A 21,282-nucleotide genomic window follows, 5' to 3' on the forward strand; every position below is an offset into this window, starting at 1 on the left:
TGATCGCGTTACTTTTTCATTTCGCGCCAGTTGAGCCATGCGCAGAAGAGCATCACCGCGCAGGTCGCCAGAAATACCGGCCGCATCCCGAACGTCCCGCCGACCACTCCACCGAACAGCGGACCGCTGACCTGACCCACATATTGTGCCGAAGTGGAATAACCGAGCATCCGTCCGACCTGCGAGCCCGGTACGTTATGACGGATAATCGCCGTGATGCATGGCATCAGGCCGCCCAGCGCCATCCCCATCAGAAAGCGCAGCAGCACCAGCTGCCAGGCCACCGTGATAAACGCCTGCGGGATCAGCAGCACGCCGCTCAGCAGTAATCCCCCTGTCAGAACCCGCCAGTGTCCGACGCGATCGGCCAGGCGACCGAGCCGCGGTGCTGCCAGCACCGTGCCCAGCGCGGCGGCGGACATCACGATTCCGGCCATCAGGGTGATCTGATGTTCACCCTGAACAAACTCGCCGACGTAGAGCGTAATAATCGGTTCAATCGACATGCTGGCAAAAATCAGCAACATGCCGGAAAGCCACATCAGCCGCACCAGGCGGTGATTGACCGGCGGCTCTGCCGGCATCGGTGAAGGACGATCGCGGGCGGTGATGCAGGCTCGCGGCTGCTCTCTGAGTAAAAAGGTGGTGGCGAGGAAAGCGAGAAAAATCACCGCGCCGGTCAGCCAGAAGGTCTGCCGGATGCCAATCAGCGGCGGCAGCAGGCCACCCAGCAGCGGCCCAACCACGTTGCCGGCCATAATGCCGGAGGAGAGGACGCCCAGCGCCCAGCCTGTCTGCGCTTTGGGCGTCTGCGCCGCCACCAGAATGGTCGACCCCGACGCGTAGCCACCCAGCAGCCCCGCCAGCAGACGCAGCGCCACCAGCTGCCACGGCGCCGTCGCCATACCAATCAGCGACATCGCAATCGCCATGCCGAGGCTGGCCCGAATCAGCATCAGCTTGCGACCGTAACGATCAGCCAGCCGGCCCCACAGCGGTGCCGTCAGCGCGGCACTGAAAAAGGTCGCCCCATAGGCCAGGCCGGACCAGCGCGCAATGGCGGCGGGCTGCTCAACGCCAAGCTGCTGAACATAGAGCGGCAGAAAAGGCAGCAGCAGCGTCATCGCCACGATAGTGGTAAAAGATCCGACGACGCAGACCGCTAAATTACGTTTCCAGTGGTGAAACGCTGCCGTTTCGGGTGAATGTTGCATAGCCATATCCCTTGAGTGATCAGGGATACAGGCTAACCAGGGCGGCGGATTAACAACAGTGACGCCGCGATAGTTACTCTGTGGCGATGATTGTTGTCAGCTGGCAACAATCAGCCTGTGCTCAGCGCCGCAACCAGCGCATCGCTCAGCAGCGTGACGGGCGACGCCGTTTCCGGGATGTCGTGCAGCAGCAGATAGCTTTGCAGACGATCCATCTGCCACTCCGGCAACAGCTGCTGAATATCACCCCGCCCGACCGCCTCCTGTGCCATGTAGGCGGGCAGATAGGCGATACCGCTGCCGGCCAGGGCCGCATTCAGCAGCGCCATGCTGTTATTGGCGCGAAAGCGACTGCGTACATCCAGCGCCAGTCGCTGCTTATCGCGGCGGAACGGCAGCGCAGCGGTGTGGGCCGGGCCATGAAACAGCAGAAGGTCGTGACGCGGCAGCATCCCGGGGTGAGTGATGGCCGGACGCTGTGCCAGATAAGCAGGCGCGGCATAGAGCCCCCAGTCGATATCACTCAGCAGCCGGAAATTGCCCTGACGCGGTGCCCGGGATCGGATCACAATCGCCAGATCATCCTGATCGTCCAGCCGATCCTGGCTGCGATCGGTGAGATCGAGATCGACGTTGATATGCAGATGGCGGCGCAGAAAGCGATTAACGACAGGCACTACGCACTGACAGCCGAACGTGACGGGCGCCTGCAGCCTGACATGACCGGCGGCCTGTTGATGCAGCTGCTGAACGAACGCCTCGGCGCGCTGTGCTTCCGCCAGCATCCGGACACAATAGGGGTAGTACGCCTGCCCCAGCTCGGTCAGCGCCAGCCGCCGGGTGGTGCGCTGCAGCAGCCGGATACCGAGCCTGAGTTCCAGCCGGGCGATCTCCCGGCTGACATGCGACTTGGACCAGCCCAGTGCGCGGGCGGCCTCGCTGAAACTCTGTAACTCCACCACCCGTGCGAATACCAGCATGGCGGTTAAATTCGCGCCATTTTCCATGTTTCCCGACTCCGACAGTAAGGGGATGCAGGCAACAAACTAGCATGTTCAGGCGGGGGGACTGTGGCGAGGAGGCAAAAAAAACAGGGCGATAACAGGCGAAGCGAGGGTAATGCGCGGAGTGACCTTTCCGTCTGCCTGCCGTGACGGAAAGGCCTTGTCAGGCATCAGCTGGCCATCGCCAGCGGGAACAGCAGTCGATCCGGCTCGACGCGACGCTGGCGGCGCAACTGGCCCGGCGTCACCATAAAGTAATTTTTGAAGGTCCGGGTGTAGGCCTGCTGGGTATCAAAGCCGTAGTTCATCGCCACCTGCAGAATCGCTTCGTTGCTGCTCAGCAGCGTGAGCGCCGACTCAGTCAGGCGACGCTGGCGGATATATTCTGCCAGGGAAAAGCCGGTGTGCTGGCGAAACAGGCGTTGAAGATGCCAGCGCGAATAGCCTGAGCGGCGCGCCACCTCATCCAGATGCAGATCGTGTCCTAAGTTGTTCTCTATCCAGTCCAGCAGACTCCGAATAAACTCGCGCTGATTCATGGTTCCTCCTGTTCAAGCTGATGTGCAGTGGAACCACTCTACCCGCTAAAATTTATCCCTTAATTAGCAGAAAATTAGCGCAGAATTAGCAAGGGGTGAAACGGAGGTGAGAGGGTGCGGCCAGACATGAGTCAGTGCACAAAGCAGCCAGCGCGGCGACAGCGGGAAGTGTGAAGGCGGATAATTCTGGCCTAACAATTGATGAGTAAACTCTCTCCCATCTTTGCAGAGGAGATCAGCCATGCGCGTGTTACTGGTTGAAGATGATGAAATGATCGGCGCAAACCTGCAGCAGGCACTGGAGGGCGCGGGCTGGTCGGTGGACTGGGTGCGCGATGGCGTCTTTGCCCACAATGCCTGGAGCGAAGGTGGCTACAGCTGCGTGCTGCTCGATCTCGGCTTACCCCGCGATGACGGGTTACAGGTGCTGCGCCGGGCGCGCGGGCGCGGCGACTCCACGCCCGTGCTGATTCTGACTGCCCGCGACACGGTGGCGCAGCGCATTCAGGGGCTCGACAGCGGCGCTGACGACTACCTGCTTAAACCATTCGACCTCCAGGAAGTGATGGCCCGGATGCGCGCCATTACCCGACGCCGCCACGGCGCGGCAGATTCGGTGCTGGGCAGCGGGGATGTTCAGCTGGATATGATGACCCGCGAAGTGCTCTACAAGGGGCAGCGCGAGCAGCTGACCGCGCGCGAGTATGCCCTGCTCTACGCCCTGCTGGAGCGGCCCGGTGCCATTCTGTCGCGCGAGCAGCTGGAAAACCGCATCTATGGCTGGGGCGATGAAGTCAGCAGCAATGCGGTGGATGTCCTGATTCACGGCATGCGCCGCAAGCTGGATAACGACGTGATCCGCAACGTGCGTGGCCTGGGCTGGCGGGTTCCGGCCATATGAAACCCTTCACCTTTATGCGCTCGCTGCGTAATAAACTGCTCTCTACGCTGCTGATTATTCATCTGCTGATGATTGGCGGTGTCACCTGGTATTTCTTCAGCTGCTACGGCGATATGGTCGGCACCATGAAGGACGATCAGCTGGCAAAAATCGCGGACGCCTGGTCCACCAATAAGCAGATGCCCGCCCTGATGCCGATGCTGATTGCGCCGGATAAAGCGAAAAGCGCGTTTGTGGTTCAGCTGTGGGACGATCGCGGACAGCTGCGTGCCAGCTCCTGGCCGGAGCTGGCGGCCCCGTTACAGAACCAGCGGGGTTACCGCGACGTGCATGTCGGCCAGTGCCGCGACTGTGAATGGCGGATCTACACCCGGCCCGGTTTGCCCGGCAGCGCGATCAAAACCATTCAGGTCATGCACAACCTCAGCTACATGAAGTCCACGATGGTCAAGCGGGCGCTGGCGGCGATTATCCCGATGATCCTGATGATGCCGCTGTCGCTGCTGGTGATCTGGCTGGTGGTACGCAAGATCACCCGCGATCTGCAGGTGGCTTCGCGTCAGATCGCGGCGCAGGAGACCCATCATCCGCACAACGTCTCGCCGGAGGGGCTGCCGGACGAGATCCTGCCGCTGGTGGCTGCCTACAATTCGTTGCTGAGTAAACTGCGCGAGGCCTGGTCCTCTCAGCGTCAGTTCCTGGAGGACGCCGCCCATGAGCTGCGCACCCCGGTAACGGCGGTGACCTTACAGCTGGAGAATCTGCGCCAGCATATCCAGCCGGGCGAAGCGAGCCGGCAGTTCAGCCAGCTGGAAGCGGGCGTCACGCGCACCCGTCATCTGGTCACACAGCTACTCAATGTGTCGCGCCAGGATGACCAGAGTGTGGTCGCCAGCGTCGAGCATATTGACCTGGAAGATCTGCTCAAGGAGAGCATTGAGCAGCTGATGGTGGTGGCAGACAAGCGCGGCATCGATATCGGCTTTAACGGCTCTGCCCAGTATCGTCTGCAGGCCAGTCGTTCTGAGCTGCGCAGCCTGTTTGACAACCTGATTGGTAACGCCATGTTGCACACGCCGGAAGGGAGTCTGGTCGATGTGCTGCTGCATCGGGTCGCGGGCAAAACGGTGGTCGATATTGTCGATAACGGGCCAGGCATGCCGGAATCCTTTATCGAGCGCGCATTTGATCGTTTTACCCGCTCGCCTGACGTGAAAGCCCAGGGCAGCGGGCTGGGATTATCCATCGTGCGTAACGTCGCTCAGAAACATCAGATTCACGTCGCCCTTTCCAACTGTCTGACCCCACAGGGTGCGATCTGTGGTTTACAGGTTCGCGTCACTTTTCCCTGATCCCGCCTTTTTGATCACGAACCAGACAACGTAAACGGTTGCCTGGTTCCGTTCGATCATGGTCTTAATTGTGAAGTGCATCACATTTTAGTTGAATTGTAATGCAACACTTTTTGACAAACGTGAGCAAAATCTATTTTCTATCGATCTGTTACAGGCACGCTACGCGGGCTGAACAACCGGCTGTTTTTTGCTGACATCCTCATTCCCTCCAGGGACCGATTTCTCTCTGACTGCGTCTGCTGTGCGGCGGTCAAAAGCATGTGGCTGATGATAATGAAATATAAAACGTTGATAGCAGGTGCCGTGCTGGCATGTTCACTGAGTGGTGCTGCGCAGGCCGCAGAAAGCGATCCGCAGTATCTCTCTGACTGGTGGCATCAGAGCGTTAACGTGGTAGGCAGCTACCACACCCGTTTCGGACCGCAGTTCAACAACGACGTCTATCTGGAATATGAAGCGTTTGCGAAAAAAGAGTGGTTCGACTTTTACGGCTATCTCGACGTACCTAATTTCTTCGGCGTCGGCAACAGCAACGCCAACGGCGTATTCGACCACGGTTCCCCGATGTTCATGGAAATTGAGCCGCGCTTCTCGATCGACAAGCTGACCGGCACCAGCCTGGCGTTTGGTCCGTTCAAAGAGTGGTATTTTGCTAACAACTACATCTACGATATGGGCCGCAACAGCGACAGCCGCCAGAACACCTGGTATATGGGTCTCGGCACCGATATCGATACGCACAGCGATGTCGGCCTGTCGCTGAACGTCTATGCCAAATATCAGTGGGAAAACTACGGTGCGGCGAACGAGAACAGCTGGGATGGCTATCGCTTCAAAGTGAAATACTTCGTCCCGATCACGACGCTGTGGGGCGGTAATCTGGGCTATGTCGGCTTCACTAACTTCGACTGGGGTTCCGATCTGCGCGATAAAGGCGGCGCATCACGCACCAGCAACTCCATCGCCTCCAGCCACATTCTGTCACTGGGCTACGATCACTGGCACTTCTCTGCGGTGGCGCGTTATTTCCACAACGGCGGACAGTGGGCAGATGGTCAGGAAGTTAACTTCGGCAACGGGCCGTTTGAGCTGAAATCGACCGGCTGGGGTTACTACCTGGTGGCGGGTTACAACTTCTGATGTAAAGCGGCGGCGCTTTATCGCGTCGCCGCCTTGTGTTTCTGCTGGTAAGACGTCACGTCCTGTGACGTCCGTCAGCCGCTTAATCCTGCGACTTCTCCACATTGATGCGCCACGGAATGTTGAACTTATCGATAAACATGGCGAAGCCGTTCGACCAGAAAGTCTCCTGCCACTCCGTTGTCACCTTGCCGCCTGCCGACAGTTTTTCAAACCACGCTTTACCCTCTTCGACATCGGTGGTGGAAAGGCTGACCGCATAACCGGCATGTTCCGACGCCGGTGGCTGATCGGTGTTACCGTCGCTGAGCATCAGCTCGCCGTCGCCAATACGCAGTTGCGCATGCATGATCTTCTCGGGTGGCTGCGGCGCTGCGGACTGATCGCCAACCTGCTCTCCCTGATCCGGCATATCACCAAACTTCATTTTCGCGAGCAACTCGCCCCCGGTCGCCTGCAGGTAAAAGTCGATAGCCTCTTCACAACGGCCATAGAGAAACAGATAAGGACTGACTTGCATCTTCACCTCTATATTGTCGGTTGGATTTTTACAGTACCCTAAGAGTGTAGACGATCGACTTTACTCGCTGATTTTACTGACAATAACGGCGAAACAGCTGCGCCATATAGCTGCTCATGGGCGTCAGCGCGGTCTCCTTACGCTGAATCAGATAAAAAATCGCTTTCGGCAGGGGTTCGTCAAGCGTCAGCGCCACCAGCGACCGTCCCAGAACCGGATCGTCAATCACATCGGCTGACAGAATGCTGATGAAATCGCTTTGCGCCACCAGGCTGGTACAGGCCATAAAGGTTTCGCAGGTCACCACGATTTTGGGTGCCATGCCGCGCTCGCCAAAGAGGTCGTGCAACAGGCGGTAATAGCTGCCTTTCGGCGTCGGCATGGTCCAGTCCGCCTGCTGCAACGCCGCCAGTGAACGGGCTTTTTCCAGCGGATGGCCTTTGCGAACCACCACCTTATATTCCCGCTCCATCACGCGCTCATACATCAGCTCCTGATCGAGATGACTCTGGTCATAAGTATTGATGGTGAAATCGAGCGTTCCCTGACGCAGCTCATGCACCATCGACACCAGCTGGCCTTCGACGATGCGCACCTTGACCAGCGGATATTCCCGATGAAACTGGTTGATCACCTGCGGCATAACGGTACGCGCCACGCTGCTGCCGATGCCGATATTCACCTGCCCCCCGCCCCGCCCCAGCCGCTGCTGGATATCCTCTTCGGCGACCCGCAGCTCCGCCAGCACCAGGCTGGCATGACGGAAAAAGTTATCACCGATATCGGTCAACACGACGCCCTGCTGGCGGCGGATAAACAGCTTTGCCCCCAGCTCACGCTCCAGTTCCTGAATCGCTTTGGTCAGCGCCGGTTGCGACAGCCCCGAAACACGGCTTGCCGCACGGATACTGCCCTGCCGCGCCACGTCAACAAACGCACGCAGTTGATGAAGCTTGAGATTAGCGGACATAACTTCTGTGATAACCGTTGTTTATCAGTCACAAGATATTCGCATCTTATGCCCGGCAATTCCATTGTGTAGATTCGAAGCAGTGCATAAAAAACCAACAACGAGGACAGAGCCGATGAAAACCCTTTCCGACCACGTCAGTGCAAGGCTGCCGCAGCTTCAGCAGTGGCGTCGTGACTTCCATCACTACGCCGAATCGGGCTGGCTGGAGTTTCGCACCGCCACGCTGGTCGCTGAAGAGCTGCATCAGCTCGGTTATCAGCTAAAGCTGGGGCGTGAAGTGATCGACGCAGAGGCGCGGATGGGCCTGCCCGACGCCGCCGTGCTGAAACAGCAGGAGGCGCGGGCGTTACAACAGGGCGCGCTGCCGCAGTGGATCAGCCACTTTTCCGGCGGATTCTGCGGCATCGTGGCGACGCTGGAAACCGGCCGTCCTGGCCCGGTGATGGGCTTCCGCGTGGATATGGACGCACTGGATCTCAATGAGAGCCAGGCCAGCGATCATCTGCCGCAGCGGGAAGGGTTCGCCTCCTGCAATGCGGGCATGATGCACGCCTGCGGTCATGATGGCCACACCACCATCGGGCTGGGGCTTGCCTCAGTGCTGATGGCGATGAAAGAGCGGCTCAGCGGCACCATCAAACTGATTTTTCAGCCTGCTGAAGAGGGTGTACGCGGCGCGAAAGCGATGGTAGCGGCGGGCGTGGTCGATGATGTGGATCGCTTCACGGCGATTCACATTGGCACCGGCGTGCCGGCGGGCGAAGTGGTGTGCGGCAGCGACAGCTTTCTCGCCACCACCAAGCTGGATGTCCACTTCACCGGCGTCGGCGCCCATGCGGGTGGCCGCCCGGAAGAGGGACGCAATGCCCTGCTGGCGGCGGCTCAGGCGACGCTGGCCCTGCATGGCCTGGCCCAGCACAGCGGCGGCGTGGCGCGGGTGAATGTCGGCGTGCTGCAGGCCGGAACTGGCCGTAACGTGGTCGCCGACTGCGCCCTGCTGAAGGTCGAAACCCGCGGCATCACCAATCAGGTTAACGACGATATTTATCAGCAGGCGCTGCGGGTGATTGCCGGTGCGGCGGCGATGTATGGTGTTAAGCAGCAGGTGACGCTGATGGGTGCGGCGCGCAGCTGCACCCCGACGCAGCCATGGGTCGACTTCATTCACCAGCAGGCAGACGCGCTCGGTATCTTTGATTCCGTGGTCGATCGCAAAGCGCAGGCGGCAGGATCAGAAGATGCGACCTATATGATGGAGCGGGTCAGGCAGCGTGGCGGCCAGGCCTCATACGTCATTTTCGGCTGTGACCTGGCGGCGGGCCACCATAATGCCCGATTCGACTTTGATGAGCAGGTCATGCCGGACGCCATCACGCTGCTGGCGACGCTGGCGCTCAATCAGGCGCAGTATGGTGAAACACGATGATGGAAGCCTTTATTGCCGACTATATCGACCGCCATCAGCACCGTTTCAGCACGCTCAGCGACGCCATCTGGGATACGCCGGAAACCCGCTTTGCCGAAACCCGCTCCTCGGCCCTGCTGGCCGACGCGCTGGCCGAAACCGGGTTCATCGTGGAGCGCGGCGTGGGCGGCATTGACACCGCCTTTATCGCCAGCGCCGGCAGCGGCAAACCGGTGATCGCCATCCTCGGGGAGTTTGATGCGCTGGCCGGTCTCAGCCAGCAGGCCGGATGCGTCCGGCCAGAACCGCTGGAGGTGAACGGCAACGGACACGGCTGCGGCCACAACCTGCTCGGCACCGCCGGCGTGGCGGCGGCCTGTGCGGTTAAAGCCTGGATGGAGCAGCATCACGCTGGCGGAACCGTGCGTTTTTATGGCTGCCCTGGCGAAGAAGGGGGATCGGGTAAGACCTTTATGGTGCGTGAGGGCCTGTTTGACGATGTGGATGCCGCCGTGACCTGGCATCCGGAAGGTTTCAGCGGCATGTTCAATTTGCGCACGCTCGCCAATATTCAGGCCGCGTTCAGCTTCAAAGGGATCGCGGCTCATGCCGCTAACTCTCCCCATCTGGGCCGCAGCGCACTGGATGCCGTCACGCTGATGAATACCGGGGCCAACTTTCTGCGCGAGCACATCGAACAGGAGGCACGTCTGCACTACGCCATCACCAACAGCGGCGGCGTCTCGCCAAATGTGGTGCAGGCCGATGCGGAGGTGCTCTACCTGATCCGCGCGCCATCGCTGCCACAGGCGCAGGCGATCTATCAGCGGGTGATCAATATTGCCCGGGGTGCCGCCCTGATGACGGACACGACCCTGACCGTGCGTTTTGACAAAGCCTGCTCTGACTATGTGCCTAATCGCGCCCTGGAAGCGGTCATGGAGCGCTATTTGCATCACTTTGGTTTGCCGGACTATAGCGACGAAGAGCGCGCGTTCGCGGCTGAACTGCGTGCCACTCTGACCGATGACGATCTGCGTAATGCCCGCCTGAACGCCGCCCGTATCGGTGGCGAAGCCGGTCACGCCTGGGCTGAGCAACTGGGGGAGAGGCTGTTTATGGATCAGGTCGCGCCCTATGCCGTCACCCGCGACCTGCTCTATGGCTCCACCGATGTCGGCGATGTCAGCTGGGTCACGCCGACGGCACAGTGCTTTGCGCCCTGCTTTACCTTCGGCACGCCGCTGCACACCTGGCAACTGGTGGCGCAGGGCCGCACCACGATCGCGCATAAGGGCATGTTGCTGGCGGGCAAAGTGATGGCGGCGACGGTGACCACGCTGCTGCAGGATGAGCAGGCGCTGGCGGAATGCCAGGCCGAATTTCAGAAGGCACGCGCCGGGCAGCCCTATCACTGCCCGATCCCTGCGGGGATCACACCCACAAAACTGGCCGGATGAGCCAGCGGCCGCGTCGCTGACGCGGACCAGAATAAAAAGAGTGCAAACACTTCCCTGATTCTGCGGGGCCGGAACTGAACTCACCGCCTGTCGCCTGTCGCGATCGGCGTCAGTCCGCGCCGCCATCGATAAGGGGGTCACAAGACGACAAGAAGAGAACCCATACCATGGAAGCAACCTCCGAGAACCGTAGTCCTGGCCGGCTCTTCAGCTGGATCGAGCGCGCAGGCAATAAAGTGCCTAACCCGTTTTTACTGTTTGTCTATCTGATTGTGGTACTGATGGTCGCAACCGCCATTATCAGTGCGCTGGATCTGGCGGTGAAGAACCCCGGTAATGGCGAAATCGTCCGGGTCAATAACCTGCTGAGCGTCGCGGGTCTGCAGTGGATCCTGCCCAACATCATCAAAAACTTCAGCAGCTTTACCCCGCTGGGGTCGATTCTGGCGCTGGTCATTGGTGCCGGGCTGGCGGAAAAGGTCGGCCTGCTGCAGTCGCTGATGGTTAAGATGGCGTCACGCGTCAGCCGCCGTTACGCCAGCTACATGGTGCTGTTCATCGCCTTTTTCAGCCATATCTCCTCGGATGCAGCGCTGGTGGTGATGCCGCCGCTGGGTGCGCTGATCTTTCTGGCGGTGGGCCGTCATCCGGTCGCGGGCCTGCTGGCCGCCATCGCCGGTGTCGCCTCGGGTTTTACCGCTAACCTGCTGATCGTCACCACCGATGTGCTACTTTCAGGTATCAGCACTGAAGCCGCTAAAGCGGTCAGCGATACGGTGCATGTCAGCGTCATCGATAACTGGTTCTTTATGGCCACCTCGGTGATTGTGCTGACGATTGTGGGTGCGTTACTGACCGACAAATTTGTTGAGCCGCGCCTGCCGCAGTGGCAGGGCAACGGCGAAAAGCTGGCGGCGCTGACGCCGCTGGAGAACCGCGGCCTGCGTGCCGCCGGGATCGCCGCGCTGCTGTTTATCGCCGTGATGGCGCTGCTGGTTGTGCCGGAACATGCGCCGCTGCGCAATCCCGCCAGCGGTGCCATCATCCCCTCCCCGTTTATTCAGGGCATTGTGCCGATCATCATTCTGTTCTTCTTTGTGGTGGCGATTGCCTACGGTGTCGCCACCCGGCAGATCCGCCGTCCGGATGATATCCCGCAGCTGCTGGTCGATCCGATGAAAGGCATGGCGGGTTTTATCGTGATGGTCTTTCCGCTGTCGCAGTTCGTGGCGTTCTTTAACTGGAGCAACATGGGCAAATTCATGGCGATAGGACTGACCGACGTGCTGGAGAGCGCAGGCGTCAGCGGCGCGCCCGCATTTCTCGGCCTGATGTTTCTGTCGGCATTTCTCTGCATGTTTATCGCCAGCGGCTCAGCCATCTGGTCGATTCTGGCGCCGGTGTTCGTGCCGATGTTTATGCTGCTCGGCTTCCATCCCGCCTTTGCCCAGATGATTTTCCGCATCGCCGATTCGGCGGTGCTGCCGCTGGCACCGATGTCGCCCTTTCTGCCGCTGTTCCTCGCCTTTTTGCAGCGATACCAGAAGGATGCGCAGCTGGGCACCTACTATGTGCTGATCTTCCCCTATCCGCTGGTGTTCTTTATCAGCTGGATCGCCCTGCTGGTCGCCTGGTACTGGCTGGGGCTGCCGATTGGACCGGGCGTCTGGCCGCAACTGCCTTAAGGCACCGTGCCACGGATGGCAAAACCTGCAACGTAAGTTGCTAAATCGTCAGCAACGCCCCTCTCGGCAACGGCAGATGAATTGATTATTCTGCTATTTCTTCGCCTGCTAACGGTTGACGTTCTGAATAACCGCCTGCGGGTGTTTCCCATACTGCCTGAGGTTGACGCTGATATGACCACTCACTCCACCCGCCTGCCGCCGACGCACGCGTCATCGGCGACCCGCAACAGCGTAGCCGGGCGCATTGATGCGCTGCCCGCGTCCGCTGGCTTATGGCGCTTTATCACCCTGCTGGCGCTGGGCGGCTTTTTTGAACTTTACGACCTGTTTGAAACCGGCTATATCAGCACCGGCCTGCTGGCGGCGGGCGTCTTTCACACCGGTGAGGCGGGTGTGCTCGGCTTCTCCGATCAGGCTGCGTTTGCCTCAGCCACCTTTCTCGGCCTCTTTTTCGGCGCCAGCCTGCTGGCCCCCTACGCTGACCGATTTGGCCGCCGCCTGACCTTTATGTGTGCGCTGCTCTGGTATGGGCTCTTTTCCCTGCTGATGGCCTTTCAGCAGAGCGCGGAGATGATCATTCTGTTCCGCTTTCTGGTGGGGATCGGACTGGGCGTCGAGCTGGTGACCATTGATACCTATCTGTCGGAATGGGTGCCGAGCCACCTGCGCAGCCGCGCCTTTGCTTACGCCTTTTTCGTGCAGTTTTTATCGGTGCCTGCCGTCGCGCTGATGTCGTGGTGGCTGGTGCCGCAGACCGTGTTCGGCCTGGAAGGCTGGCGCTGGGTCGTGATCGCAGGCGCGCTCTGTTCACTGGTGATCTGGCTGGTGCGCAGAAATCTGCCGGAATCGGCACGCTGGCTGGCGCAGCAGGGGCGCTATCAGGCGGCACATGAGGTGTTATCGGCGATGGAGCAGCGCTGCGGCATTCCGGCCGGGCCCGCAATCCTGCCCGATGACGCGGCTGCACGGCTGCCCAAACGCGGGCGCTTTCGTGAAATCTGGGCTCCCGCTTATCGCCAGCGCACCCTGATGCTGGTGGTGATGAACTTTTTCCAGGCGATCGGCTTTTTTGGCTTTGGTAACTGGCTGCCTGCGCTGCTGTCAGGCCGCGGTGCCACGGTGACGCACAGTCTGCTCTATGCCTTCTTTATCACGCTGGCCTATCCGCTGGGATCGCTGATCTGCAGCCGCTATGCCGACAAGCTGGAGAATAAGTGGCAGATTGTACTGTCATCGCTGATGACGGTGGTATTCGGCACGCTGTTCGCCTTCCAGACGCAGCCGGTGCTGCTGATCCTCTGCGGCTTCCTGATTACCTGGTCTAACGCCTGGCTGACTTTCAGCTTCCACGCCTATCAGACCGAGATTTTCCCGACCCACATCCGGGCGCGGGCAGTCGGCTTCTGCTACTCCTTCAGCCGCCTCTCTACGGTATTCAGCAGTATTTTAATCGGGGTGATCCTGCAATACGCCGGCACGCCGGGCGTGATTACGTTCATCGTGCTGAGCATGCTGATGGTGATGCTGTCGGTAGGGATTTACGGGCCGAAAACCCGCGGGATCGATCTGGAGAATATTTAAAAGAAAAGGCCGTCATCCTGATGATGGCGGCCTTTTTACGGGTTATTTGCCTTCCAGCACCCGGATGTCTGCACTGCCCAGACGATCCTTCTCATCTTTACGCAGCGACGCGACCTGTTTCGCGGTCACCGGTTCTGACGCCTTATTACCCCAGCTGTTACGCACGAAGTTCACCACATCGGCAACCTGCTGATCGTTCAGCCGCCAGCCAAATGCCGGCATGGTAATGGTCGATGGCGCACCGTTCACGCCAGGCAGTTGCCCGCCCACCAGCACGATGTGAATCAGCGAGGTTGGATCGTCCGCCAGTACCACCGGGTTGCCGCGCAGCGCCGGATAAAAACGCTTATAGCCGCTGCCATCGGTTTTATGGCATGCCGCACAGCTGTCGACATAGGCCGCCGCGCCGGTCTGGCTGTCATCGCCGCGCCAGAGTGCTTTGGCGGTGGCATCATCCACGCTGAAGGCCGCCTGATGCGGATCTTTCGCGCCCAGTGACTTCAGATAGCGCGCAATCGCGGTGATATCGGCTTCACTCAGGTGCTGCAGGCTGTGTTCCACCACATCGGTCATTCCACCAAACGCGGCAGTCTGATCGTTACGGCCATAACGCAGGAACTGACGCAGGTCATCTTCGCTCAAGCGCCCCAGCCCATCGCGGTTATCACCACGCAGGTTGCTGGCCGTCCAGCCGTCAATCGGCGCGCTGCTGCCCGCCAGATAGTCGTTGCCTTCGGCGTTGGTCAGCACCTTCTCCTGCATGGTGAAACTGCGCGGCGTGTGACAGGCACCGCAGTGGCCCAGCCCCTCAACCAGATAGCGACCGCGCGCCAGCACCGGATCTTCCTGAGCGGCAGGCTGGAACGCTTTCACATCGGGCGCAAAAATTCCGCGCCAGATCGCCAGCGGCCAGCGCATCGACAGCGGCCACGGAATGTCGCTGTCGCGATTTGGCTGCTTCACCGCCGTCACGCCATGCATGAAGTAGGCGTAAAGCGCCTTCATATCCTCATCGCTGACGACCGCGTAAGAGGGATAAGGCATGGCGGGATAGAGGGTATCGCCATTTTTCGCCACGCCATGACGCACCGCTTTCTGGAAGTCGTCGTAGCTGTACTCACCAATACCGGTCGTGCGATCGGGGGTAATGTTGGTGGAGTAGATGGTGCCAATCGGGGTGGCCATCGGCAGACCACCGGCAAAGGTCGCGCCGCCTTTGCTGGTGTGACAGGCCACACAGTCACCGGCGCGCGCCAGATACTCTCCCCGCTTAACCAGATTGTCCTGGCTCTCATCCGCCAGCGCGGCAAAGGTCAGGGTGCCCAGAATCAGGGCCAGAATGCCATTTTTCATCGCCATGTTCCTTATGCCTGCACCAGTGGGCCGGGGTTCTTCAGGTAGTTTTCGCGAATCGCTTTAGCTGACCAGTAGGTCAGCGCCGCCACCATGCCGGTCGGGTTGTAGCCCAGTCCCTGCGGGAAGGCAGAGGCGCCTGGCACAAACACATTCGGCACGTCCCAGCTTTGCAGATAGCGGTTAACCGCACTGGTTTTCGGATCGTCGCCCATGATCGCACCGCCACTGATGTGGGTGGTCTGATACACCGTGGAGTCAAAATGGGTGCCCGGCTTTTTCGCGCCACCCAGAATCATCTTCGGATTCATCGCTTCAGCGATATTGCGCATTTTTCCGACCATAAACTGCGCCATTTTGATGTCGTTCTCCTGCCAGTCAAAGGTCATGCGCAGCAGTGGCTGCCCATAAGCATCTTTGTAGTTGGGATCGAGATCGAGATAGTTAGCGCGGTAGGACTGATGCGCGCCGTGCGCATCCATCGACAGGTGATGGGTATAAGTATCCGCCACCGCCGCTTTCCATTTGCTGCCCCAGTCTGGCGTACCGGCAGGCACTGGCATGCCGGAGATCGGCTTGGTCCCCGCCTGGTTGACCCAGAATGGCGACCCGCCCACAAAGCCCAGCGGTCCGTGGTCGAAGTTATCGGCGTTGAAATCATCAACCGCAACGCCCGCGCCACCTGCGCCGATAAACGGGTTAGTGGTGGTGTTTTTATCAAACAGCGCCTTCAGGGTAGAGAGGTTCTGATAGGCGAAGTTGCGGCCGACGGTGCCTTCGTTGGTAATCGGGTTGTAAGGCTTGCCGATGCCTGACAGCAGCATCAGATGCACGTTGTGGAACTGGAAGGCGGAGAGGATCACCAGGTCAGCGGGCTGCACCTGCTCGCGCCCCTGCCCGTCCACATAGGTCACGCCGGTTGCGCGCGTTTTGTCATCGCTGAGATTGACCCGCAGGACATACGAGTTGTTACGCAGTTCAAACTTTGGCTCCTGGCGCAGTGCTGGCAGGATGTTCACGTTAGGTGACGCTTTGGAATACATGTAGCAGGCGTAGCCGCTGCAGTATCCGCAGAAGTTACACGGCCCCATCTGCGCGCCATAGGTGTTGGTATAGGGCCCGGAGGTGTTGGCGGAAGGCAGATCGTAAGGATGATAGCCGACCGACTCCGCCGCCTGCGCAAACAGCTGCGCCGAGTAGGTACGCTTCTGTGCGGGCAGCGGGAAGTTATCTGAACGATCGGGCGCAAACGGGTTACCGCCTTTATCTTTGCCGACCACCTTGCCCTTGATACTCCAGGCGCTGCCTGAGGTGCCAAAGACTTTTTCCGCCTTGTCGAAGAACGGCTCCAGCTCATCGTAACTGACGCCAAAATCCTGAATCGTCATGCCTTCCGGGATGAAATTCTTGCCGTAACGCTCTTCATAATGGCTGCGCATCCGCAGTTCAATCGGATCCACGCGGAAGTGGACGCCTGACCAGTGCAGGCCCGCGCCGCCGGTGCCGGTGCCGGGCAGGAATGCCGCCAGCTGACGATAAGGCACCGCCGTCTGCGAAGCATCATGACGGATGGTCACTGTGCTTTTAGAGAGATCCTGGAACAGCTTTTTGCGGATGTTATAGGTCAGCTCATCAATGGACTGCGGATAAGAGCCGTCGGGATAGGTGTCGCGATGCGGCCCACGCTCCAGCGCCAGCACATTCAGGCCCGCTTCGGTCAGCTCTTTCGCCATGATGGCACCGGCCCAGCCGAAGCCAACAATCACCGCATCCACTTTTTTCATTTCGTTTGCCATGCTTAACTTCTCTCCCCGCGAATCGATACTGACGGGAACGGATAACGTTCACCGCGCTCTACCCAGTCCATAAAGTCGGCGCGTGCGCCAGGGAAGTTGATCAGCTTCCAGCCGACCATTCCCTGATTTCCGCCGTGGACAGGATCGCTGAAGAAGCCTTCGCGGGTGTTCTGCAGCAGAAAGGCAAAGAAGGTTTTAGCGGGCAGCTGGCTGAATTCGGCGCTGCCACTCTCCATCGCCTGCAATAGCGCATCCTGCTGCTCCGCGCTGAGCTGAGCGAACACCTTACCGTGCTGCTGTTTGCTGTAGTGGTCGGCATCGGCCAGACCGAGACGGTAGATCTGCTGCGGCACCAGCGGCAGCTGATAGCCCAGCTCTTTCGGCAGATCGGGATTAAACGGCCCCTGCATATACCAGTTCGATCCGGTGGCATAGGGTGTATTCATCTGGCGGTCGATGAACTCTGGCACGCCCGCTTCCACTGCGCCAGGCCCGCGTTCATCGCTGGGGATCAGGCGCGCCACGGCGGCGGTGATAAAGGCATACTCTTCGGCGGTAAACCAGGAGGGCTGATAATCGCGCGCCTTCTGCGGTGCAGCCGGCGTTTCAGCCGCCTGTGCGGTCAGCGGCAGGGAGAGAGCCCCCATCGCTGTGGACCCTACCGCCATTGCAGGCGCCAGGGTGATTGTCTTCAGCAAAAAATCCCTGCGTGAATGACCCTTTTTTTGTTCTGACATGACATTGCCTCATTCCCGCGCTGGATGGCGGTATGAAAAAATAGGTGGTTGCGTTGTAGTGGTTTTTATCAGCAGATACCTGCCCTGATGCCGGTTTGTTACCGGTAACAAGCCGCCATATTGTAACACTGCTATTCACAAAGATTTAGTTCCGCGAAACAAAACCGCACAATTTCATTAACATTCATCCCTGCCCTGTCATGAGCAGAAACAACAGACTACAGACAGCAAGCAACCAAAACGTTATAAAAGACCATACACAACAGCGGAGTGCCTATGTTTAAGTCTTTTTTTCCGCGGCCAGCGCTGTTTTTCAGCTCAGCGGCCGTCTGGAGTTTAGTCGCTATTTTTGCCTGGTTTGGTTTTGCTGAGCAGTTGCCCGGCATGTGGTCCATGTTCGAAACCGCCATTAAAGCGCCCCTGCCGACGACCGCAGCGCGTTTTATCGCGGCGAGTCAGATCTGGTTCTATCTCTATTACTGGATAATGGTCGCCATTTTTGCCGTGGCGTGGCGGGTGATCGACTCTCATCCGTGGCAACGCTGGTCAGTCTGGGGATCGGCACTGATCATCTTTGTCACCTGGTTTGGTGTCCAGGTCGGGGTCGCCATCAACGCCTGGTATGGCCCGTTTTACGATCTGATCCAGAAAGCGCTGACAAAAGCGGGATCGGTGCAGATTGCTGAGTTTTACCACCAGGTTGTGGCTTTTCTCGGCATCGCATTAATCGCGGTGGTGATTGGCGTACTCAATTCGTTCTTTATCAGCCACTGGGTTTTCCGCTGGCGTACCGCCATGAATAACTATTACATGCACAACTGGCAGCGGCTGCGCCATGTTGAAGGTGCCGCACAGCGTGTTCAGGAAGACACCATGCGCTTTGCGACCACGCTGGAAAACTGGGGCGTCAGTTTTATTCAGGCGATCATGACGCTGGTGGCATTTTTGCCGGTACTGGTGGCGCTCTCCCATCACGTTAAAGATATTCCGTTCCTCGGTAATATCCCTTACGCGCTGGTGATTGCCGCGGTGCTCTGGTCGGTGTTTGGTACAGGTTTACTGGCGCTGGTCGGGATTAAACTGCCTGGGCTGGAGTTCCGCAACCAGCGGGTCGAAGCCGCCTACCGTAAAGAGCTGGTCTACGGCGAAGATAATGCCGATCGCGCCGGGCCACAGACGGTGCAGGAGCTGTTCAGTCGGGTGCGGGTTAACTACTTCCGTCTCTACTTTCACTATCTCTACTTCAACATCACCCGCATTCTCTATCTGCAGGTCGATAACGTGTTTGGTCTGTTCCTGCTGTTTCCTTCGATTGTGGCGGGCACCATCACGCTGGGCTTACTCAATCAGATCACTAACGTATTTGATCAGGTGCGCGGCTCGTTCCAGTATCTGATCGCCTCCTGGTCGACGCTGATTGAACTGATGTCCATCTACAAACGTCTGCGCAGCTTCGAGCAGATTCTGGATGATGTGCCGCACGACGAGATGATGCGCGAAGCGTCAGAGGATGTGTAGCGCACAGGCGCTTTATTGACGTGAAAAAGCCACTCTGACAAGTGGCTTTTTTTATTCAAAGATCAAAAGCAATTCTTTTTCCTGTCGGCAGTCTGACATCAATACTTATCTCGCCTCCCAGAGCTGTAACGTAACGCTTCAGCGTAGAAAGGCGTGGATCGTTGTCAGCCTGCTCCATTCTGGCAATGGTTGGCTGCTTCACCCCCATGGCTCGCGCCATCTCTGTCTGGGATAGGTTAAGTTCTTCCCGCAACATGTTCAGGGCAATAACCTGCCGCATTTCGTCCACTTTTTCGGCAATACGCTCACGACTTTCCGGGCTTTGCTTTGCCATCAGCTCTTTTAAATTAGCCATTTTCCCCTCTTTTCAGGTGTTTGCGGAATTCAGCATCTGCCAGTTTGATCATCTCTTTATAGAATCTTTTTTCTTTAACCCCGGTTTTATCGCCAGCACATAACACAATGCCACGGCGAGCAGGATCAAACGCGAAGAAGGCCCGAATCGGATTGCCCTGATGCTGCACTCTTAATTCTTTCATATTTGGAAAGTCAGAGTCGTCTACCGTATCAGCATACGGCCTTCCTAACTGAGGACCATACTCGGAAAGGATAATCATCGCGGCGAGCATATCCTCCTTCAGCGCCTCAGTCTGGGTCTCAAACCACTCGTCAAAGAGATGGGTTGTATCGATATCCCACATCGCAACATCCTTATAGCGAATAAGCTATAAATCATACTATAGCTTATTCGCTATAAGGGCAAGTGTTGCCCCATAACCGCGACATGTCCTGGCCAAAAGCGTGCTTTTCAATACAAAAAGCCACCCGTGAGAGTGGCTTTTCCGGTGACACAGCGCGGCGGTAAAACTCTTTACCTCCCCGCGCAGAGAGCGTTCCTTACAGAGTAATGCGCATCACGCTATCAGGATTCGCTGGCGGCGCCTTGCGCGAGCCTGGCTGCTTCACGCTGACATAAAGCACGTTGCCATCCGCTGAGAGCGCCAGACTGTTCGGCAGGGCCGGCGTTTTTACGGTACGTTTAACCTGATAGGTGCGGGCGTCGATGATGCTGACCTCGCCCGCTTTGCGATGGGTGACATAGAGCTCATCGCGATCCGGATTGAACAGTACCGCCAGCGATTCCGGAACGGCAATCCGCTGTATGACCTGCTGACTACGCAGATCAACCACCAGCACCTGAGCCTGCTTTGAATCACTCAGGAAGGCACGCTGACCGCGCGTATCCAGCGCAATGTTCAGGAAGAAGTGCGCTTTATCGCCATCAATCTTCTGTTTTTTCTCAACGGCATTGGTGCGCGCGTTAATGGTCACCAGCTCGCCATCCGCATTGGTGACGTACACCTTCTGCGCGGCTGAATCCACTGCCAGGCCGGTGCCCATTTTGCCGGTGTTCGGGATCGTGCTGATCAGTTTCAGCGAACTGCCATCCACGACCCAGACCACGCTCTGCGGCCCCAGCCCGGTGATATAGACGCGGTCAGTTTTCACATCCACGGCCACCTGACGCGGCTGCAACGGACGCACGGTTTCGCTGCGCTTGCGGCCATCCAGCACCCGCGTGTTGAGGACGTTGCCACTGCTGGCATCAATCGCGGTCACTGAACCGTCAAGCGTATTTCCGATATAGAGCACGTTCGTTTGCGGGTTGAGCGCCGCGCCAAACGATCTCAGCGGCGTGGCGATCGACTTCTGCACCGCCAGCGTCGCGGGATCGAGACGAAACACGGTGCCGCCCTCGCCGCTGCTGTTTTGTGCTGTCGCCACGAACAGCGCCTTCTCCTTCGGGCTGACGGCCAGTTCATAGACCCCTTTGCCCACCGCCTGATTCAGATCTTCTGCCTGCACGGCCAGCCATCCTGACGCAGAAAACAGGGCCGTAGCCAGTAACAGCGGACGCAGCGTCCGGCGCGTATTGGTATTCGCTTTCATAACTTCTCCAGAGTGAATTCACCGCAGACGCAGTGAAATGAAAGCCCGACATTGCAACCAGAAACAGCTGACCAGCAGCCTGAGAGAATCTTGTTTTTGAGAATAATAATTATTTCGGAAGGAAAGGGACAGGATTATTCGCGCAGAA

19 protein-coding genes are annotated in these 21,282 nt (G+C 58.6%); 8 read left to right on the plus strand and 11 right to left on the minus strand.

Annotated elements, in window-relative coordinates; translation table 11 throughout:
* Positions 1-8: 8 nt before the first annotated feature.
* From OJ965_RS19265 to OJ965_RS19275, 3 genes are all read right to left on the minus strand, one after another.
* On the minus strand, positions 9-1,214 hold the full coding sequence (locus OJ965_RS19265; RefSeq protein ID WP_265137501.1) for an MFS transporter: 1,206 nt from the start codon (positions 1,212-1,214) through the stop codon (positions 9-11).
* Between the two features lie 110 nt (positions 1,215-1,324).
* Positions 1,325-2,221, minus strand: coding sequence for a LysR family transcriptional regulator (locus OJ965_RS19270; protein ID WP_265137502.1), 897 nt, complete (start codon positions 2,219-2,221; stop codon positions 1,325-1,327).
* A gap of 167 nt (positions 2,222-2,388) precedes the next feature.
* Positions 2,389-2,757 (minus strand): helix-turn-helix domain-containing protein, encoded by a 369-nt coding sequence (locus OJ965_RS19275; protein ID WP_009092546.1) that lies wholly within the window; start codon positions 2,755-2,757, stop codon positions 2,389-2,391.
* A gap of 241 nt (positions 2,758-2,998) precedes the next feature.
* Between OJ965_RS19275 and OJ965_RS19280 the strand changes: the two genes are divergently transcribed.
* The 3 genes from OJ965_RS19280 to OJ965_RS19290 all read left to right on the plus strand — a co-directional run bounded on the left by OJ965_RS19280 (position 2,999) and on the right by OJ965_RS19290 (position 6,153).
* The gene (locus tag OJ965_RS19280) at positions 2,999-3,658 is read left to right on the plus strand and encodes a response regulator (protein ID WP_009092548.1); all 660 of its coding nucleotides are present in this window, start codon (positions 2,999-3,001) and stop codon (positions 3,656-3,658) included.
* Positions 3,655-5,010 (plus strand): sensor histidine kinase, encoded by a 1,356-nt coding sequence (locus OJ965_RS19285; RefSeq protein ID WP_009092550.1) that lies wholly within the window; start codon positions 3,655-3,657, stop codon positions 5,008-5,010. Before OJ965_RS19280 ends, OJ965_RS19285 begins: the two co-directional genes overlap by 4 nt.
* A gap of 276 nt (positions 5,011-5,286) precedes the next feature.
* Complete coding sequence (locus OJ965_RS19290) at positions 5,287-6,153, plus strand: nucleoside-specific channel-forming protein Tsx (RefSeq protein ID WP_150028751.1); 867 nt, start codon at positions 5,287-5,289, stop codon at positions 6,151-6,153.
* Between the two features lie 82 nt (positions 6,154-6,235).
* Here OJ965_RS19290 and yjdN read toward each other — a convergent pair whose 3' ends face one another.
* Both yjdN and OJ965_RS19300 read right to left on the minus strand, forming a co-directional pair.
* Positions 6,236-6,673: a VOC family metalloprotein YjdN gene (gene yjdN / locus OJ965_RS19295; protein ID WP_009092553.1), complete on the minus strand. Its 438-nt coding sequence runs from the start codon at positions 6,671-6,673 to the stop codon at positions 6,236-6,238.
* Positions 6,674-6,746: 73 nt separating this feature from the next.
* Positions 6,747-7,643: a LysR family transcriptional regulator gene (locus OJ965_RS19300; RefSeq protein WP_009092555.1), complete on the minus strand. Its 897-nt coding sequence runs from the start codon at positions 7,641-7,643 to the stop codon at positions 6,747-6,749.
* Positions 7,644-7,758: 115 nt separating this feature from the next.
* On the opposite strand from OJ965_RS19300, the gene OJ965_RS19305 reads away from it, so the two are divergent.
* From OJ965_RS19305 to OJ965_RS19320, 4 genes are all read left to right on the plus strand, one after another.
* Entirely contained in the window at positions 7,759-9,072 is a 1,314-nt protein-coding gene (locus OJ965_RS19305; RefSeq protein WP_265137508.1) for an amidohydrolase, read from the plus strand.
* On the plus strand, positions 9,069-10,511 hold the full coding sequence (locus OJ965_RS19310; RefSeq protein ID WP_265137509.1) for a M20 family metallopeptidase: 1,443 nt from the start codon (positions 9,069-9,071) through the stop codon (positions 10,509-10,511). The genes OJ965_RS19305 and OJ965_RS19310 overlap by 4 nt, the downstream gene beginning before the upstream one ends.
* Positions 10,512-10,678: 167 nt before the next feature.
* A complete protein-coding gene (gene abgT, locus OJ965_RS19315) occupies positions 10,679-12,196 on the plus strand; it encodes a p-aminobenzoyl-glutamate transporter (protein WP_046101038.1) in 1,518 nt (505 codons plus the stop codon).
* Between the two features lie 174 nt (positions 12,197-12,370).
* Complete coding sequence (locus tag OJ965_RS19320; RefSeq protein ID WP_265137510.1) at positions 12,371-13,780, plus strand: MFS transporter; 1,410 nt, start codon at positions 12,371-12,373, stop codon at positions 13,778-13,780.
* A 42-nt stretch (positions 13,781-13,822) separates the two neighbouring features.
* Here the strand turns inward: OJ965_RS19320 and OJ965_RS19325 are convergent, their stop codons facing one another.
* Genes OJ965_RS19325 through OJ965_RS19335 form a run of 3 tightly spaced genes read right to left on the minus strand, consistent with a single transcriptional unit; the run spans position 13,823 to position 17,666 of the window.
* On the minus strand, positions 13,823-15,133 hold the full coding sequence (locus tag OJ965_RS19325; protein WP_265137511.1) for a c-type cytochrome: 1,311 nt from the start codon (positions 15,131-15,133) through the stop codon (positions 13,823-13,825).
* Between the two features lie 11 nt (positions 15,134-15,144).
* Positions 15,145-16,929 carry a GMC family oxidoreductase gene (locus tag OJ965_RS19330; RefSeq protein WP_046101035.1) on the minus strand — a complete coding sequence of 595 codons (1,785 nt, stop codon included), beginning with the start codon at positions 16,927-16,929 and terminating at the stop codon, positions 15,145-15,147.
* A 2-nt stretch (positions 16,930-16,931) separates the two neighbouring features.
* The gene (locus OJ965_RS19335) at positions 16,932-17,666 is read right to left on the minus strand and encodes a gluconate 2-dehydrogenase subunit 3 family protein (protein ID WP_009092567.1); all 735 of its coding nucleotides are present in this window, start codon (positions 17,664-17,666) and stop codon (positions 16,932-16,934) included.
* A gap of 276 nt (positions 17,667-17,942) precedes the next feature.
* Here OJ965_RS19335 and sbmA point away from each other — a divergent pair, with 276 nt between their 5' ends.
* On the plus strand, positions 17,943-19,184 hold the full coding sequence (gene sbmA / locus OJ965_RS19340) for a peptide antibiotic transporter SbmA (RefSeq protein ID WP_154928641.1): 1,242 nt from the start codon (positions 17,943-17,945) through the stop codon (positions 19,182-19,184).
* A 55-nt stretch (positions 19,185-19,239) separates the two neighbouring features.
* On the opposite strand, the gene OJ965_RS19345 is transcribed toward sbmA, so the two are convergent.
* The 3 genes from OJ965_RS19345 to yncE all read right to left on the minus strand — a co-directional run bounded on the left by OJ965_RS19345 (position 19,240) and on the right by yncE (position 21,134).
* Entirely contained in the window at positions 19,240-19,539 is a 300-nt protein-coding gene (locus OJ965_RS19345) for a helix-turn-helix domain-containing protein (protein ID WP_009092569.1), read from the minus strand.
* Positions 19,532-19,885: a type II toxin-antitoxin system RelE/ParE family toxin gene (locus tag OJ965_RS19350; protein ID WP_046101034.1), complete on the minus strand. Its 354-nt coding sequence runs from the start codon at positions 19,883-19,885 to the stop codon at positions 19,532-19,534. Before OJ965_RS19350 ends, OJ965_RS19345 begins: the two co-directional genes overlap by 8 nt.
* Before the next feature lie 196 nt (positions 19,886-20,081).
* Complete coding sequence (gene yncE, locus OJ965_RS19355; RefSeq protein WP_265137512.1) at positions 20,082-21,134, minus strand: 7-bladed beta-propeller protein YncE; 1,053 nt, start codon at positions 21,132-21,134, stop codon at positions 20,082-20,084.
* Positions 21,135-21,282: the final 148 nt, after the last annotated feature.

The sequence above is a fragment of the Pantoea anthophila genome (genome assembly GCF_026104315.1).
Lineage (GTDB): Bacteria > Pseudomonadota > Gammaproteobacteria > Enterobacterales > Enterobacteriaceae > Pantoea > Pantoea anthophila.